This is a genomic window from Curtobacterium sp. NPDC089991 (assembly GCF_044748425.1).
In the GTDB taxonomy this organism is placed as follows: Bacteria; Actinomycetota; Actinomycetes; order Actinomycetales; family Microbacteriaceae; genus Curtobacterium.
The window spans coordinates 149,418-166,823 of record NZ_JBIVGB010000001.1 but is presented as its reverse complement, the minus strand read 5'-3'; the positions used below and the strand labels follow the sequence as shown (position 1 = coordinate 166,823).

General features: G+C 70.4%; 15 protein-coding genes. All 15 read right to left on the bottom strand.

Annotated features, from left to right (window positions below):
* Positions 1-31: 31 nt before the first annotated feature.
* The 15 genes from ACIPV1_RS00775 to murD all read right to left on the bottom strand — a co-directional run bounded on the left by ACIPV1_RS00775 (position 32) and on the right by murD (position 17,405).
* Positions 32-883, bottom strand: coding sequence for a hypothetical protein (locus ACIPV1_RS00775; protein WP_402725578.1), 852 nt, complete (start codon positions 881-883; stop codon positions 32-34).
* A complete protein-coding gene (locus ACIPV1_RS00770) occupies positions 880-1,230 on the bottom strand; it encodes a DUF2200 domain-containing protein (RefSeq protein ID WP_402725870.1) in 351 nt (116 codons plus the stop codon). Before ACIPV1_RS00770 ends, ACIPV1_RS00775 begins: the two co-directional genes overlap by 4 nt.
* A 13-nt stretch (positions 1,231-1,243) precedes the next feature.
* On the bottom strand, positions 1,244-4,726 hold the full coding sequence (dnaE, locus tag ACIPV1_RS00765) for a DNA polymerase III subunit alpha (RefSeq protein ID WP_216834008.1): 3,483 nt from the start codon (positions 4,724-4,726) through the stop codon (positions 1,244-1,246).
* Between the two features lie 504 nt (positions 4,727-5,230).
* A complete protein-coding gene (locus ACIPV1_RS00760) occupies positions 5,231-6,160 on the bottom strand; it encodes an RluA family pseudouridine synthase (RefSeq protein ID WP_123938308.1) in 930 nt (309 codons plus the stop codon).
* On the bottom strand, positions 6,157-6,825 hold the full coding sequence (lspA, locus tag ACIPV1_RS00755; protein ID WP_402725577.1) for a signal peptidase II: 669 nt from the start codon (positions 6,823-6,825) through the stop codon (positions 6,157-6,159). Before lspA ends, ACIPV1_RS00760 begins: the two co-directional genes overlap by 4 nt.
* A 2-nt stretch (positions 6,826-6,827) precedes the next feature.
* Entirely contained in the window at positions 6,828-7,514 is a 687-nt protein-coding gene (locus ACIPV1_RS00750) for a DivIVA domain-containing protein (RefSeq protein WP_402725576.1), read from the bottom strand.
* A 198-nt stretch (positions 7,515-7,712) separates the two neighbouring features.
* Positions 7,713-8,009 carry a YggT family protein gene (locus tag ACIPV1_RS00745; protein WP_111085780.1) on the bottom strand — a complete coding sequence of 99 codons (297 nt, stop codon included), beginning with the start codon at positions 8,007-8,009 and terminating at the stop codon, positions 7,713-7,715.
* Positions 8,010-8,080: 71 nt separating this feature from the next.
* A complete protein-coding gene (locus tag ACIPV1_RS00740; protein WP_123292468.1) occupies positions 8,081-8,659 on the bottom strand; it encodes a cell division protein SepF in 579 nt (192 codons plus the stop codon).
* Positions 8,660-8,702: 43 nt separating this feature from the next.
* Positions 8,703-9,428: a YggS family pyridoxal phosphate-dependent enzyme gene (locus tag ACIPV1_RS00735; protein ID WP_402725575.1), complete on the bottom strand. Its 726-nt coding sequence runs from the start codon at positions 9,426-9,428 to the stop codon at positions 8,703-8,705.
* Between the two features lie 7 nt (positions 9,429-9,435).
* The gene (gene ftsZ / locus ACIPV1_RS00730) at positions 9,436-10,596 is read right to left on the bottom strand and encodes a cell division protein FtsZ (protein WP_111085783.1); all 1,161 of its coding nucleotides are present in this window, start codon (positions 10,594-10,596) and stop codon (positions 9,436-9,438) included.
* Positions 10,597-10,741: 145 nt separating this feature from the next.
* Positions 10,742-12,115 carry an FtsQ-type POTRA domain-containing protein gene (locus tag ACIPV1_RS00725; protein ID WP_402725574.1) on the bottom strand — a complete coding sequence of 458 codons (1,374 nt, stop codon included), beginning with the start codon at positions 12,113-12,115 and terminating at the stop codon, positions 10,742-10,744.
* On the bottom strand, positions 12,112-13,515 hold the full coding sequence (murC, locus tag ACIPV1_RS00720) for a UDP-N-acetylmuramate--L-alanine ligase (protein ID WP_402725573.1): 1,404 nt from the start codon (positions 13,513-13,515) through the stop codon (positions 12,112-12,114). Before murC ends, ACIPV1_RS00725 begins: the two co-directional genes overlap by 4 nt.
* Positions 13,512-14,651 carry an undecaprenyldiphospho-muramoylpentapeptide beta-N-acetylglucosaminyltransferase gene (murG, locus tag ACIPV1_RS00715; protein ID WP_402725572.1) on the bottom strand — a complete coding sequence of 380 codons (1,140 nt, stop codon included), beginning with the start codon at positions 14,649-14,651 and terminating at the stop codon, positions 13,512-13,514. The genes murC and murG overlap by 4 nt, the downstream gene beginning before the upstream one ends.
* Positions 14,648-15,907 carry a putative lipid II flippase FtsW gene (gene ftsW, locus ACIPV1_RS00710; protein ID WP_402725571.1) on the bottom strand — a complete coding sequence of 420 codons (1,260 nt, stop codon included), beginning with the start codon at positions 15,905-15,907 and terminating at the stop codon, positions 14,648-14,650. Before ftsW ends, murG begins: the two co-directional genes overlap by 4 nt.
* Positions 15,876-17,405 carry a UDP-N-acetylmuramoyl-L-alanine--D-glutamate ligase gene (gene murD / locus ACIPV1_RS00705; RefSeq protein WP_402725570.1) on the bottom strand — a complete coding sequence of 510 codons (1,530 nt, stop codon included), beginning with the start codon at positions 17,403-17,405 and terminating at the stop codon, positions 15,876-15,878. The genes ftsW and murD overlap by 32 nt, the downstream gene beginning before the upstream one ends.
* Position 17,406 lies beyond the last annotated feature (1 nt).

Here is a 17,406-nt window from a genome sequence, read left to right as displayed (position 1 = left end):
GGCCCGTGGCGGCCCCGCCACGGGCCTCCCGTCAGACGGCGACCACGTCGACCACCGGACGGTGGCGTGCGACGCACGTCGCGTCCCACGCGCCCAGCTGGTGGAGCGTCGCGATGCGGAACACGAGCGCCCGGACCAGCAGCTGACGCCACTCCGGCTCGTCGTCGCCGAGCGCGTCGAGCCGACCGACCGGGACCCCGTGCCAGCACACCGCGTCGACGGCCGCGATCGCGGTGCCGAACCCCGCCGGACGCCAGTACGGCGGCCAGTCGATGATCGTCGGTGGCTGCCCGTCGGCGAACAGCACGTTGCCGAGCAGGTCCCCGTGGACCAGCTGCGACGGTGCTCGGACCGGCCGGAACGCCGTGGCGAGCCGGTCGAGGGTCGGGTCCGAGGGCAGCGGTTCCTCGCCCCACGCCATCTGGTCGGCACGGGCCCACGGGTCGGTAGCGGCGCTGGATGCGGTGACGCCCGTGCTGGTGCCGGGATCCGTGCCGAGGAACGCGGGCCGCTCCAGGTCGGCGATCGCGCGGTGGAAGGCACGACCCGCTCGGATCACGTCCTCGACGCGGGACTCGTCGGCCACGCCGGGCACGAACTCCCACGCCTCCCAGTCCCCTGACCGCCAGCTGCCGTCGCGGGTGGGCACGGGGCGGGGTGTGCGGAACTCGGCCGGGTGCTCGGACTCCGCTGCGTGGTCGAGTTCCGCCAGGACGCCGGCACGCCAGTCGGTCACCGCAACGCCGTCGTGGGGCCGGAGGACGATGCCCCCGGCACGCCAGGTCAGCCCGCGCCCTCCCGCGAGCGGCACGGGCGTGGACCCGGCGACCCCGAAGGCACGCAGCGCCTCGGCGCCGGGAACGCTCCCGCGCGCTCCGGTCACGCGGTCCGCAACACCTTCGCCATCGGACGGCCCTTCGCGACCTCGTCGACGAGCTTGTCGAGGTACCGGATCTGCCGCATGAGCGGGTCGTCGATCTCCTCGATCCGGACGCCGCAGATCACGCCCGTGATGAGGGGCGCGTTCGGGTGCAGCTGCGCGGCGGCGAAGAAGTCCTCGAACGTGGTCTCGTCCGCCAGGTGCCGTGCGAGCGCTGCGTCGTCGAACCCGGTCAGCCACGTGATGACGGCGTCGAGCTCGCCCTTCGTGTGGCCCTTCCGCTCCACCTTCGCCAGGTAGTGCGGGTAGACCGCCGCGAAGGGCGTCCCGAAGATCCGGTGTCCGGCCACGCTCACGCCCCCGCTACACCAGGCAGCGCGGCCCGAGCAGGCTCTTCAGCTCGCCGAACAGGTCGGGTGTCAGGTTCACCGGGAACGGCAACTCGAACGTGCGCGCGACGTCGTCCTTCAGCAGCTTCAGCCGGACCTCGGTCTCGCCCTGGTGCCGTCCGAGCACGGCGGCGAGCTCCGTCACCGTGGACGTGGTGGCCTGCCGTTCCGGCAACGACAACGTGAGCGGGCCGGAGCCCATCGCGTCGCCGATCGCCGGCTGGAACATGCTCACTGCGTGCAGGGCCTTGCCGTCGTCGCGGACGTTCACACGACCGCGCAGGACCACGATCGAGTCGGCCACGAGCGACGGACCGAACTCCTGGTAGGTCTTGCCGAGGAACATCACGCCGATCTGGCCGCCGAAGTCCTCGATGTCGACGATGCCGTACGGGTTGCCGCTCGTCTTCGCCACCCGGTGTTGCACGCTCGTCAGCAGACCCGCGACCGTGACGGTCTCGCCCTCGACCGAGTCGTCGGCCGCGATGAGGTCGGCGATGGTGATCGACTGGTGCTTCGCGAGCTCGATCTCGAGCCCGGCGAGCGGGTGGTCGGAGACGTAGAGGCCGAGCATGTCGCGCTCGAACGCGAGCTTGTCGCGCTTGGACCACTCCGGACGGTCGGGCACCTGTGACACCGGACCGGTGGCCGGCGATTCCTCGGCGACCTCGGCGAACAGCGAGTCGAAGTCGAAGCCGACGTTGCCGTGGGCCTCGTCACGCTTGACCTTGACGGCGCCTTCGACCGCGCCCTCGTGGATCTCGACCAGGGCGCGGCGGGAGTCGCCGAACTCGTCGAAGGCACCCGCCTTGATGAGCGACTCGACGGTCCGCTTGTTCGCCGACGAGATCGGGATCTTGCGCAGGAAGTCGTGGAACGACTCGAACGCGCCCTTGTCGGTGCGGGCCTTCACGATGTCGTCGACGACGTTGAACCCGACGTTGCGGATCGCGCCCATGCCGAACCGGATGTCCTCACCGACAGCGGCGAAGAAGCCGATCGACTCGTTGACGTCCGGCGGCATGACCTTGATGCCCATGCGGCGGCACTCGTTCAGGTACAGCGCGAGCTTGTCGCGGGCGTCACCCACCGAGGTGAGCAGCGCCGCCATGTACTCGGCCGGGTAGTGCGCCTTCAGGTAGGCGGTCCAGAACGAGACCACGCCGTACGCGGCGGAGTGCGCCTTGTTGAACGCGTAGTCGGAGAACGGCAGCAGGATGTCCCACAGCATCTTGATCGCCGCGGCCGAGTAGCCGTTGTCCAGCATGCCCTTCTCGAAGCCTGCGTACTGCTTGTCGAGCTCGGACTTCTTCTTCTTGCCCATCGCGCGGCGGAGGATGTCCGCCTGGCCGAGGGAGAACCCCGCGACCTTCTGCGCGATGGCCATGACCTGCTCCTGGTAGATGATCAGGCCGTAGGTCCCGCCGAGGATCTCCGCCAGGGGCTCTTCGAGCTCCGGGTGGATCGGCGTGATCGCCTGCTCGCCGTTCTTGCGGAGCGCGTAGTTCGTGTGCGAGTTCGCACCCATGGGGCCCGGACGGTACAGGGCGATGAGCGCGGAGATGTCCTCGAAGTTGTCGGGCTTCATCAGACGCAGCAGGCCACGCATCGGCCCACCGTCGAGCTGGAAGACACCGAGCGTGTCACCGCGCTGCAGGAGCGCGTACGCCTCGGGGTCCTCGAGCCCCATGGTCTCGAGGTCGAGCTCGATGCCACGGTTGTTCTTGATGTTGTCGAGGGCGTCACTGATGATCGTGAGGTTGCGGAGCCCCAGGAAGTCCATCTTGATCAGCCCGAGCGACTCCGCTGCCGGGTAGTCGAACTGCGTGACGACCTGGCCGTCCTGCTCCCGCTTCATGATCGGGATGATGTCGATGAGCGGGTCGCTCGACATGATGACGCCGGCCGCGTGCACGCCCCACTGGCGCTTCAGCCCCTCGAGCCCGAGCGCGGTGTCGAAGACGGTCTTCGCCTCGGGGTCGTTCTCGACCACGGTGCGGACGTCGACGGCTTCCTTGTAGCGCGGGTGGTCCTTGTCGAAGATCCCGGTGAGCGGGATGTCCTTGCCCATCACGGGCGGCGGCATCGCCTTGGTGAGCTTCTCGCCCATGCCGAACGGGAACCCGAGGACGCGCGAGGAGTCCTTCAGCGCCTGCTTCGCCTTGATCGTGCCGTACGTGACGATCTGTGCGACGCGCTCCGACCCGTACTTCTCGGTGACGTACTTGATCGCCTCACCGCGGCGCCGGTCGTCGAAGTCGACGTCGAAGTCGGGCATCGAGACACGGTCCGGGTTCAGGAACCGCTCGAAGATCAGGCCGTGCCGGATCGGGTCGAGGTCGGTGATGCGCATCGCGTACGCGACCATCGAGCCGGCACCGGAACCACGGCCGGGGCCGACGCGGATGCCGTTGTTCTTCGACCACAGGATGAAGTCGGAGACCACGAGGAAGTACCCCGGGAACCCCATCTGGTTGATGATGCCGACCTCGTAGTCGGCACGCTCCTGCACCTCGGCCGGGATGCCGTCGGGGTACCGGTAGTCCAGCCCCTTCGCGACCTCTTTCTCGAACCAGGAGTGCTCGGTCTCGCCCGCCGGCACCGGGAACTTCGGCATGTAGTTCGCCGAGGTGTCGAACTCGACGTTGCACCGCTCGGCGATGAGCAGCGTGTTGTCGCAGGCCTCGGGGTTGTCGCGGAAGACGTGCCGCATCTGCTGCGGGGACTTCAGGTAGAACTCGTCGGCGTCGAACTTGAACCGGTTCGGGTCGTTCAGCGTCGAACCCGACTGCACGCACAGCAGGGCCGCGTGCGACTTGGCGTCGTGCGAGTGCGTGTAGTGCAGGTCGTTCGTGCCGACCAGCGGGATGTCGAGGTCCTTCGCCAGCCGGATCAGGTCGCTCATGATCCGACGCTCGATCTCGAGCCCGTGGTCCATGACCTCGGCGAAGTAGTTCTCCTTGCCGAAGATGTCGCGGTAGTCGGCGGCAGCCTTGACGGCTTCGTCGTACTGGCCGAGGCGCAGGCGCGTCTGGACCTCGCCCGACGGGCACCCCGTCGTGGCGATGATGCCCTCGTGGTACTCCTCGAGCAGCTCGATGTCCATGCGCGGCTTGAAGTAATAGCCCTCGAGCGACGCCTTCGACGACAGCCGGAACAGGTTGTGCATGCCCGTCGTGTTCTCGGCGAACATCGTCATGTGCGTGTACGAACCGGCACCGGAGACGTCGTCCCCACCGCCGTCGCCCCACCGCACACGGGTCTTGTCCGTGCGGTGCGTCCGGGGCGTGATGTACGCCTCGGTCCCGATGATCGGCTTGACGCCGCCGGCCTTGGCGGCCTTCCAGAACTCGAAGGCGCCGAACATGTTGCCGTGGTCGGTCACCGCCACGGCCGGCATGCCCTGCGCAGCGGTCTCCTGCACGAGGTCGCCAAGCCTGGCCGCGCCGTCGAGCATCGAGTACTCGCTGTGCACGTGCAGGTGGACGAAGGAGTCGGAATCCGCCACGGAACCTCCGGTCGAACGAGCTGCTTGCGGGACGCGAACAGCCTAACCGCGACCGCGGACAAACCCGCGCGTGTCCGAGCGGTCCGACGCCGAGGTCGCACGACACGCCGCGCGCAGCCCGGCGAGGGTGCAGGAACCGTCGGTCGGCGGGCCCGAAGCCTGCAGATCGTGTCACCACGGCGGTGGAGCCCGCGCGTGGCGGACGGGAGGCACGGGGCGGCGGCGCCACGGGCCTCCCGGCCGGGCTCTGGACGTGACGGATGCGGCACGGCCATCGTTCGCCCGTCGCTCCCCCGCCGAGGTTCCACAACACGCCGCGTGCGGTCCGCCGAGGTTCCACAGACCGACGCACAGCACGCCCAGATGCCGAGATTTCGGAACCTCGGCGGCACGACGGGCACGGCGCGACCGGCGCGACCGGCGCGACGACGCACGGCGCGACCAGCGCGCCCGTCAGGACGAAGCGGCTCGGATGCGGTCGAGCGCGAGGCGCAGGTCGTCGGGGTACTCCGCCTGGAACGACACCCACTCGCCGGTGCGCGGGTGGTCGAACCCGAGTCGCACGGCGTCGAGCCACTGGCGGGTCAGCCCGAGCTCCTGCGCCAGGACCGGGTCGGCGCCGTACATCGTGTCGCCGACCAGCGGGTGGCGGGTCGCGGCCATGTGCACGCGGATCTGGTGGGTGCGCCCGGTCTCGAGGTGCACCTCGAGCAGGGTCGCCGACCGGAACGCCTCGAGGGTCTCGTAGTGGGTGACGCTCGGCTTGCCGTCGGCCGTGACCGCGAACTTCCAGTCGCTCGACGGGTGCCGACCGATGGGGGCGTCCACGGTGCCGGAGGTCGGGTCGGGGTGCCCCTGCGCGAGCGCGTGGTAGACCTTCTCGACCGTGCGCTCCTTGAAGGCGCGCTTGAGGTGGGTGTACGCGAGCTCGGTCTTCGCGACGACCATGAGTCCCGACGTGCCGACGTCGAGGCGGTGCACGATGCCCGCACGCTCGGCGGCGCCCGAGGTCGCGATGGTGAACCCAGCTGCGGCGAGGCCCCCGGGCACGGTCGGACCGTCCCAACCGGGCGAGGGGTGCGCGGCGACGCCGATGGGCTTGTCGACGACCACGATGTCCTCGTCGTCGTGCACGATCGTCATCCCGGGCACGGCCGCCGGCACGATGCGCGGCGGCTCCTTCGGGGACCACTCGACCTCGAGCCACGAGTCGGCGTGCAGGCGGTCGGACTTGTCGACGGGGACGCCGTCGACCCGGACCCCACCGGCGGCGACCACGTCGGCCGCGAACGACCGGCTGAACCCGAGGAGCTTCGCGATGGCGGCGTCGACACGCTCGCCGGCGAGCCCGTCGGGGACGGGAAGAGAACGCGACTCGCTCACGTGGCGTCGTGCCCCAGCGCGTCGCGTCGGTCGCCGTCGTTCGGCCTGGAGGCGCGGGTCGGCTCGTCGACAGCGGAGTCAGCTGACGAGAACGCGGCCCCACCGTCGAGCGGCTCCGTCGTGTCCGCCTGCGCAGCGCGCTTGGCGGAGACCGTGCGGGACCCGTCGAGGTTCACGCCGAGGATCACCAGCAGCACGAAGACCACCATGCTGATGCAGATGAACGAGTCGGCGACGTTGTAGATCGCCGGCATCATCCACGGCGTCGAGATGAAGTCGACCACGTGGCCGCGGCCGAAGCCGGGCTCACGGAAGAGTCGGTCGATCAGGTTGCCGAGCGCTCCGCCGAGCAGCATGCCGAGCACGACGGCCCACCACATCGACCGGATCCGACGCGAGTAGATGATGATCGCGACGACGACCGCCGCCGAGATGATCGAGAACACCCACGTCATGTTCACCGCGAAGGAGAACGCCGCCCCGGGGTTCCGGACGTACAGGAACTGGAGCGCCCCGCCCAGGATCGGGACGGGGGTGCCGTACGGCAGGTTCGCGACGACCAGCGCCTTCGCGACCTGGTCGAACGCCACCACCACGACAGCGGCGAAGGCCAGTGCCGCGATAGCGCGGACACTGACCTTCGCTCGTGATGCTGGTCGTGACAACGTCAGTTGCCGAAGCCCTGCGCCGATGCCGGCGCCGGGGTGAGACCGGACTGCTCGTTCGAGGAGTCGAGCTCGGAGAGCTGCCCCTGGATGTAGCTCTTGAGCTGGGCGCGGTAGTCGCGCTCGAACGTCCGGAGCTCGTCGATCTTGCCCTCGAGCTGGCGCTGCTCCTGCTCGAGCACCTGGACACGCTGACGGTTCGTGTTCTCGGTGTCGGCGATGATCTGGCGCTGCTTGGCCTCGGCCTCGGACACGAGACGCGCTGCCTGGGCGGTGCCCTCGGCGATGAGCGCGTCGCGCTTCTCGACGCCTTCGCGGACGTGCTCCTCGTGGAGACGACGCGCGAGCGTCAGGAGGTTCGTGGTGCCCTCGGTGTCCTCGTCCGCCGGGACCGTGGTCGCCGGGGCGGCCGCTGCGACCGGAGCGGGCTCGGGAGCCACCTCGACCGGGGCCGGCACGGGCTCCGGCTCGGGTTCTGCCGCGGGAGCGGGCTGCTCGGCCTGCGCCGACTGCGGGGCCGACTCGGCCGCCTGCAGGCGCTGACGGAGCTCGTCGTTCTCCGCGGTCAGGCGACGCAGCTCCACCACGACCTCGTCGAGGAAGTCGTCGACCTCGTCCTGGTCGTAGCCCTCGCGGAACTTCGTCGGCTGGAACCGCTTGTTGACTACGTCTTCCGGCGTCAAAGCCATTGCCGTCACCTCAATAGAACTGCTGAACGTGTGGAACCACTTGCGTCGTGACCGAACTTACCAGTCACCACGTGTGGTGCGGATGCCGCGCCGGAGGCGAGCATCGATCCCGACCACCGTACACCGACGACGGGGAGGAACGACGACCACTGCATCGGCGCGGCGCGTGTCGCGGACCTGGATCGACCCTGGATCGGGTCAGACCGCGACGGCGATGCCGTTGACGACGACCCGGGCGATGATCACGACGAGCATGACGATCGTCCAGCCGAAGTCGAGTGCCACCGGCCCCATGCGGAGCGGCGGCAGGACCCGCCGGACCGCGCGGATCGGCGGATCGGTGATCGTGTAGACGAACTCGGAGACCACGAGCAGTCCCCCGCGCGGCCGCCAGGACCGGTTGAAGTTCTGCACGAGGTCGAGCGCGAACCGCCCCCACATGACGAAGAAGTACAGCAGGAGGGCGAGGGAGATGATCCCTAGGATCACGGACACGATGGGGCTCGCTCGTCTCGGGCGAGTGCCGTCATGCGACGACGCTCACGGGCGGGTGGCCGGGGGACGGCTCAGGACTGGGCGAAGAAGTTCGCCTCGATGTCGGACTCTACCTCAGCCGGCTCACCGCTCACTGCGACGTGTGCGGGCGACAGCAGGAAGACCTTGTTGGTGACGCGCTCGATCTTGCCGTACAGGCCGAGTGACAGGCCGGAGGCGAAGTCGATCATGCGTCGGGCGTCGTTCTCGGTCATCTGCGAGAGGTTGATGATGACGGGGATCCCGTCGCGGAAGCTCTCGGCGATGGACTGGGCGTCCTTGTACTCGCGCGGGTGGACGGTGAGGATCTCGTTCATTTCCTGGACCGGGGTCGCCTTCTGTGCGGTCGTGTGCGAGCGGCGGAGCGGAGTGACCTGGGCGCCGCGCTGGTGGGTGTGCGTCTTCGCGGGAGCGGCGGCCGGGGCCGCTGCCGGAGCTGCGGCGGCCGCGGGAGCGTCCGCCGGGGCGGGGGCATCCTGCGGTGCTGCGGCCGGAGTGGCGGGAGCCTGCTGGCGCGCGGGCGCGGCCTGCTGCGGCTGCTCGTCCTCGTAGTCGAGTTCCTCGTCGGCGAGGCCGAGGTAGACCATCGTCTTCTTCAGCGGGTTGGCCATGGTTCCTCCGGAGGTTGGTGCACGTGGATGCCCTGCAACGAGGCTAGGGTGCCGCCGGCCGATTTCCCGTGATTGCGGTGCCGATCCGCAGGTGTGTCGCGCCCTCGAGCACGGCGTCGGCGTAGTCGCCGCTCATGCCGGCCGAGATGTCGGTGGCGCCGGGCTCGAGCGCCACGACCCGGTCCGAGATCGCCCGCAGTCGGGCGAACGCCGCACGGGGCTCCTCGTCCAGCGGCGCGACGGCCATGACCCCGCGCAACCGGATGGTGCCGGTCTCGAGCACGCGTGCGGCCATCGCCTCGACGTCGTCCGGTTGCACGCCGCCGCGGCCGGGGTCGTCGGTCAGGTTGACCTGCACGAACCCGTCGATGACCGGTGGATCCGGCTCGGCCTCGGTCGGTGCGAAGGCATCCACGACCGACGTGCGGTCGAGGGACTGCACGACGTGCGCGTAGCGACGGACCTGCCGGGCCTTCTTCGACTGCAGCTGCCCGATGAAGTGCCAGGTCAGGTCGAGGTCGGCGAGTTCCGCGGCCTTTGCCTGTGCCTCTTGGTGGCGGTTCTCCCCCACGTCGGTGACGCCGAGTGACGCCAGCGCACGGACGAGGGACGCCGGGTGGTACTTCGTGACGACGATCAGCGTGAGGTCGTCGGCCGAGCGCCCTGCGGCGCGCGCCGCGTCGGCGATGCCACCTCTGACGGACGCGAAACGCGCCTCCAGTCCGTCGTCTGATGACGAGGCGGACGGGAGGCGCGTGTCTGCTACCAAGGAGGGGTTACTTCAGGAAGTCGGGGACGTCGAGCTCGTCGTCGTCGTCGAACGCCGGGTCGGCGGCGCGCTGCACCGGCGGCTGGTGTTCCTGCGAGGCCCAGGAGGGGCTCGACGTGCTGGAGTCCTCGATCGCACCGGTCGAGGCGGCGACGGGGGCCGTCGCGCTCGACTCGGGGTCGACGTAGCTCGAGCGACGCTCCTTCTGCTGCTGCGCCGGCTCGCCGCCGTCGAAGCCCGCGGCGATGACGGTCACGCGGACCTCGTCGCCGAGGGTGTCGTCGATGACCGCACCGAAGATGATGTTCGCCTCGGGGTGCACGGCTTCCTGCACCAGACGCGCGGCGTCGTTGATCTCGAAGATGCCGAGGTTCGAGCCACCCTGGATCGAGAGCAGCACACCGTGCGCTCCGTCGATCGAGGCCTCGAGCAGCGGGGACGCGACGGCGAGCTCGGCGGCCTTGATGGCACGGTCGGCACCGCGCGACGAGCCGATGCCCATGAGCGCGGAGCCCGCACCCTGCATGACGGACTTGACGTCGGCGAAGTCGAGGTTGATGAGACCCGGGGTGGTGATGAGGTCGGTGATGCCCTGCACGCCGGCGAGGAGCACCTGGTCGGCCGTGGCGAAGGCCTCGACCATCGAGATGCCGCGGTCGCTGATCTCGAGCAGGCGGTCGTTCGGCACGACGATGAGCGTGTCGACCTCGTCCTTGAGCCCGGCGACACCGTTCTCGGCCTGGGACTGGCGACGCTTGCCCTCGAAGCTGAACGGCTTCGTGACGACACCGATGGTGAGGGCGCCGATCGACTTGGCGATGCGGGCGACGACGGGCGCACCACCCGTGCCGGTCCCACCGCCTTCACCGGCGGTGACGAAGACCATGTCGGCACCGGCGAGGGCCTCTTCGATCTCCTCGGCGTGGTCCTCGGCGGCACGACGGCCGACCTCGGGGTCCGCGCCGGCGCCGAGGCCGCGGGTGATCTCGCGGCCGACGTCGAGCTTGACGTCGGCGTCGCTGAGCAGCAGCGCCTGCGCGTCGGTGTTGATCGCGATGAACTCGACGCCACGGAGGCCGAGTTCGATCATCCGGTTGACGGCGTTGACGCCGCCGCCGCCGACACCGACGACCTTGATGACGGCGAGGTAGTTGTGGTTCGTGGTCACGTCAGTCAGGCCTCCGGTTGAACCCTCAACCTCTACTTGAAGTTCAGGGGCAATGCTGGTAGATGTGGTGCTGGCTTCGACGCTACGGGTGGGTTCCGCGCACTGTCGCCCCGCCACGCCGCGTGTCGCCGATCAGGTCGGCAATTCAGTCCTTCGCGCGGATCACGCCGTTGTCCGGCGCGGACACGTCGTACTCGACCACGACACCCGGGTTCCGCGCCGCGTGGTCCTTCACCAGGGCGGCGAGCAGCGCGGCCTTCGCCTCGGAGTCGTCGGGGCTCCCCCACACGACGGTCGAGCCGTCCTTGAGCGTCAGGGTCACGTCGTCCGCGGTGGACCCGGCGACCCGCGTGACCTGCGACCGGACGGTCGACGGCAGCGCCAGCACGACCTCGGTCATCGTGCGGAAGCTCGAGGACCCGAGGCGCGCACGGGCGATGTCGGCGAGCGGCATGGTGGCCGGACGCTGCGGGGACGACTGCACGACGATGCCGGCCGGGTCGACGAGGTCGAACGAGCTGCCGGACTTCACGGCCACGACGGGCGTGCGCTCGGTCACCGTCACGACGAGGGTGTGCGGCGGGGCCTCTTCGGTCACGTAGCTCTCGATGAGCGGGAAGCCGGCGATGTCCTGCTTGATCTCGTCGAAGTCGAGCCGCGCGAGCGGGGTGCCGATCTGGTCGGACAGGGCCTGCCGCAGCGCGGTCTCGTCGACGCGGTTGGTGCCCTTGACCTCGATCGTCTGCAGGGCCATCAGCGGCGAGAACACCGCCACCAGGATCGAGACGCCGAGCACGAGCACGATGCCGGCCGCGGTGATCCACGCGGCACGACGGTGGCGGCTGCGCCGGGTGAACCGCCGCACCTCGGCCCGCTCGAGCAGGCGACGGCGACGCTTCGCGATGCGCGCCTCACGCGCGGTCTCGGCAGCGCGGACGCCGGCACCGATGGGTGCGTCGTCGTGCTGGACCGGCCGGGAGGCACTCCCCGCGTCGAGCACGTCGGTCACGGTCGCGTCGTGGTCGCGTGCACTGCCCGCCGCGCCCCCGGACGGTCGTTGCGCCCCGTCTCCTCGGGGCGCGTTGCCCGCATCGGGGCGCGGGTCGCGGTGCTCCTCGTCCGGTGTGTACTCCCGCAGGCGGTCGGCGACGGCACCGAAGCCGGCGCCGACGCGGCGGCCGGCCGCGCCCGCGAGGGCGCCGACGCGGTCGCGCGTCGAGTCGGCGGCATCGGTGGTCGGATCCGCGCCCGCGGACGGCCGTCGCGCCCCGGTGCTCGGGGGCGCACCGACCGCTGGGGGGCGCGATCCGGAGGAACCGGGTGCGGGAGTGACGGCCGGGGCCTCGTCGACCGCAGCCGACTCGTCGGGCGTGGGACGGGCCTCCCGGTCGTCGGGTGTGCGCCCGCGGAACGGGAGCCGCGGCATCGAGGGGCCACGACGCTGCCGGGGCGCGTCGGCGCCCTCGACCGGGGCGTCCCTGCGGGCGTCCCCCTCGTCGAACCCCTCGGGTCGTCTCACCGGCCCAACGCTCCCAGCACCTGCGGGATGATCCGGTACACGTCACCGCAGCTGAGCGTCATGATGATGTCGCCGTCGCGTGCGACCGCGGCGGCACGAAATGCGGCCTCGTCCCAGTCCGGCAGGAACTCCACGCGGGACTGGTCGGCGAAGCGCTCCTGCACCAGGGCGCCGGTGACCCCGGGCTCCGGGTCCTCGCGCGCGCCGTAGACGTCGAGGACGACCGTGTGGTCGGCGAGCTCCTCGTAGACCCGCGCGAAGTCACCGGCCATCAGACGGGTGCGGGAGTACAGGTGGGGCTGGTGGATGGCGATGATGCGGCCGTCGCCGACGACGTTGCGGGCGGCCTTGAGCGCCGCGGCGACCTCGGTCGGGTGGTGCGCGTAGTCGTCGTAGACCGACACACCCCGCTCGACACCGTGCAGTTCGAAGCGGCGCTGGGTGCCGCCGAAGGCCTCGAGCCCGCGGATCGCGTCGGCGGCGCTCACGCCCAGGCCGGTCAGGACCGCGAAGGCGCCGACGGCGTTGATCGCGTTGTGCCGGCCCGGCACGCGCAGGGTCAGGTGGTGTGCCTCGCCACCGGCGCGGAACGCGACCTCGACGCCCGCGGACTCGATGATCCGCTCGATGCGCACGTCGGCGTCGACGGCCTCGCCGAAGGTGACGACCTCGGGGGCGTCGGCACGCGCGCGGATGCCCGCCGTGACGGTCTTCGCGCCGGCGTCGTCGCTCGAGATGACGACGCGCTCGCTCGCCTTCGCAGCGAACTCGACGAACGCCTCGGTGAAGGCCTCCTCGCTGCCGTAGTGGTCGAGGTGGTCGGCGTCGACGTTCGTGATCAGGGCCACGGCGACGTCGTAGAGCAGGAACGAACCGTCGGACTCGTCGGCCTCGACCACGAACAGGTCGCTCGAGCCCGGTGCCGAGCTCGTGCCGAGCGACTGGATGACGCCGCCGTTGACGAAGCTCGGGTCGAGGCCGAGCTCGACCATCGCGGTGACGATCATGCCGGTCGAGGTGGTCTTGCCGTGCGCGCCGGCGACCGCGACGAGGCGGTGCTCGGCGATGAGGGCGGCGAGGGCCTGGGACCGGTGCAGCACCGGCAGGCCGCGGCGCTGCGCCTCGAGCAGTTCGGGGTTGTCCGGCCACAGCGCGCTCGTGACGACGATCGTGTCCGCGTCACCGACGTTCGCGGCGTCGTGGCCGATGTGCACCGCGGCGCCGAGGTCGCGCATGATGCCCGTCGTCTCCGTCTCGCGGGAGTCGCTGCCCGTCACGCGGTGACCGGCGGCGAGGAACATCCGGGCGATGCCGCTCATGCCGGCGCCGCCGATGCCGACGAAGTGCACGGTGCCGAGGTCGTCCGGGATCGGCTGCGTCAGGTCCGGCTTGATGGTCATGGTTCCTCCGTGGTGCTGGCGGCGCCGTTGCCTCGTGCGGTTCCTCGTGCGGCACCTCGTTCGGTGCCTCGTGCTGCGTCCAGGACGAGGTCGGTCATCCGGTCCGCGCCGTCGCGGTGTCCGACGCTGCCCGCCCGGACCGTCATGTCCGCGATGCGGGCCCGGTCCTGCAGGATCGTCAGGAGCTGGAACGTCACCCAGTCGGGGTCGAATTCCCCGTCCGCCACGAGCACTGCTCCCCCGGCATCGACGACGTCCTTGGCGTTGTGCCGCTGCTCGCCGTTGCCGACAGGGTACGGCACGAGCACGCTCGGCAGCCCGACCGCGGTGAGCTCGCAGACCATGCCGGCGCCGGAGCGGGACACGACGAAGTCGCTCGCCGCGTACGCCAGGTCCATCCGGTCGCAGTAGGCGAGCACGTGGTAGCCGTCGAGGTCGCTCGGACCGATGTCCGACGCGGCACCGACGACGTGCAGGACCTGCCAGCCGGCGCCCACGATGGTCGCCGCGGACTTGTTGATCGTGCGGTTGATGCTGCGGGCGCCCGAGGAACCACCCGTGACGAGGAGCACCGGGCGTGTCGGGTCGAGCCCGAACTCGGCGAGGGCCTCGGCACGACTGGCACGGCGGTCGAGCGACTCGATCTCGCGCCGGAGCGGCATGCCGACGACCCGGCCGTGCCGCAGTCGGGTGTTCGAGAAGGTCAGGCCGACGTGCTCGGTGAGGAACGCGGCGAGGCGGTTCGCCAACCCCGGCTTCGCGTTCTGCTCGTGCACGACGATCGGGGTGCCGGTGCGTCGGGCGGCGATGTACGCCGGCGCCGCCGCGTAGCCGCCGACGCCGAGGACGACCTCGACCTCGCGCTCGCGGATGATCTGCTCGGTGCGCTTGACGGCCGCGGCGAAGCGCTGGGGGAAGCGCAGGGCCGCGCCGTTCAGCTTCCGGGGGAACGGCAGGCGCGGGATCGTCAGGAGCTCGTAGCCGCGCATCGGCACCAGGCGGGACTCGAGGCCCTCGGCGGTGCCCAGGACGAGCACCTCGGCATCCGGCTCGCGCTCGGTCAGCCGGTCGGCGACCGCGAGCAGGGGGTTGACGTGTCCGGCGGTGCCCCCGCCGGCGAAGAGGTACTTGCTCACCGGAGTCGTCCGTTCGTGGTGGCGCTGTCGAGGGGCGGGTTCGTGGTGCGCGGGTCGTTCTTCCCGGGCAGGTCTCGGGCGAACGACAGCACGACGCCGATCGCCACCAGGGTCATGATGAGCGCGGACCCGCCGGCCGAGATCAGCGGCAGTGGGACGCCGAGGACCGGCAGCAGGCCGAGCACCACGGCGATGTTCACGAGCGCCTGGCCGATGATCCACGCCAGGATGCCGCCCGTGACGGTCTTCACGAACGGGTCGCGGGACTGCCGGATGATCTTGATCATGCCGACGGCGAGCACGACGAACAGGGCGAGCACGACGACGGCGCCGATCAGGCCGAGCTCCTCGCCGATGATCGCGAAGATGTAGTCGTTGTCCGCCTCGGGCAGCCACGACCACTTCGCCTTGGAGTTGCCGAGTCCGACGCCGAACACGCCACCGGACGCCAGCGCCCACATGCCGTGCACGGGCTGCCAGCACAGGTCGGCGTACTGGTTCGAGTCGGTGCAGCCGGACAGCCACGCGCTGATGCGCACCTGGCGGGACGACGACGCCATCGTGACGAACGGCAGCATGACCGCCATCGCCGCCAGGCCGACGAGCAGGTGCCGCGCGCGGGCCCCGCCGACGTAGAGCGCACCGAGGACCAGGATGAGCATGATCATCGCGGTGCCCTGGTCGCCACCGAGGATCACGAGGCCGAGCGACAGGAGCGAGGCGATCCCGATCGGGATGAACACCTCTTTCCAGTCGTCGAGCTTGTCGCGCTTGACGTACATGATCGCGCCGATGCCGAGCACCAGGCCGAGCTTGACGACCTCGGACGGCTGCGCGGTGAACGAGCCGATGCCGATCCAGTTCCGGTTGCCCTGGACGTCGATGCCGAGCGGTGTGTACACGAGCAGCTGCAGGACGAGGGCGGCACCGAGCAACCGCATCGCCCACTTCCGCCACAGCCGTGTCGGGATTCGGCTCGCGACGAGCATGAGCGGGATGCCGAGGACCGCGTACAGCCCCTGGCGGGACGCTGCGCCGAAGAAGTCGTGCGTCGCGGCGTACTGCTCGACGCTCGACGACGACAGGACCATCACGACACCGAAGACGACCAGGAAGAGCGTGACGCCGAGGATCGTGTAGAAGGTGCTGGACTCGGCGACGAAGACGTTCTTGACGGCGACGAGTGCACCGTTCGTGCGACGCGGGGTGCCCGTCGCCGGCGTGCTACGACTGTTCGGAAGATCCGTCGTCGCCATCGGCGTTGCCTCCCAGGTGCTCGTGGACCGCCGCCGCGAAACGACGCCCCCGGTCGGCGTAGGAGCCGAACTGGTCGAACGACGCAGCCGCCGGGGCGAGGAGGACCGTGTCGCCCGGCCTCGCGACCGATGCGGCATGCCGGACCGCCTCGGGCATGACCTGATCAGTGTCCGTCGTCTCCACCTGGAGCACCGGCACCCCGGACGCGTGTCGCGCGAATGCCTCCAGGACGGGGGTCCGGTCGGTGCCGATCACGACGACGGCACGGACCTCGGGGCCGAAGCGTGCGACGAGCCCGTCGACGTCGACGCCCTTGAACAGGCCGCCGACGATCCACACCACGGTGTCGAACGAGGCGAGCGAGGCGGTGGCGGCGTGCGGGTTCGTGGCCTTCGAGTCGTCCACCCACGCGACGCCGGCCGACTCCGCCACGAGCTCCGTGCGGTGGTGGTCGGCGCGGAAGGCCCGGACGGCGGACTGGATCGCACTCGGCTGGACGGTGCCGGCACGGGCGAGGGCCGCGGCGGCCAGGACGTTCATCGTCATGTGCGGGCTGGCGAGCCCGGCGACCTCGAGGTCGGCGAGGGTCGACAGTTCGAGCGCGCTGTTCCGACGGTCGTCGTTGAAGGCGCGGTCACACAGGACGTCCTCGACGATGCCGACGTCACCGGGCGCGGGCACCCCCGGCGTGAAGCCGACGGCACGGCAGCCCTCGACGACGTCGGCGTCCTGCACCATGTCGCGCGTGACGTCGTCGGCGGTGTTGTAGACGCACGCCATCACGGTGCGCTCGTAGACCTTGGCCTTCGCGGCGCGGTACGCCGCGGCGGAGCCGTGCCACTCGAGGTGGTCGTCGGCGATGTTCAGGCAGGCGCTCGCGAGCGGCACGACCGCGCCGTCGCCCGAGGTCGCCATGTAGTGCAGCTGGTGGCTGGAGAGCTCGACCACGAGCACGTCGTAGCCGTCCGGGTCGCGGACGACGTCGAGCACCGGCACGCCGATGTTGCCGCAGGCCACGGCACGCAGGCCGCCGGCCTCGTACATCGCGGTCGTGAGCTGCGTCGTTGTGGTCTTGCCGTTCGTGCCCGTGATAGTGATCCACGGCGCCGCGACCGGTCCGCGCACGACCTTGTCGCGCACGCGCCAGGCGAGCTCGATGTCACCCCAGACGGTGCTGTTCTGGACGGACCACTGCACGGTCGCGTTGTGCGGCGGCAGGCCGGGCGACACGATGACGACGTCCGGTGCCTGCTCCTGCAGCGTGGCCGGCACGGTGTCGAGCGGCGTCTGCACGAAGCGCGCGCCGATGACGTCGAGCAGGTCGACGTTGTCCGACGGCGCGTCGGACGAGTAGACCGTCACCGCACTGCCGAGCTCCACCAGGGTGTCGGCGACCGAGAACCCGGTCGCGCCGAGCCCGAGGACGGCGACGTTCAGGCCCTTCCACCCCTCGGAGTACCAGCTGTCGAGGGACTGGAGGCGGGAGGACGTGGACACC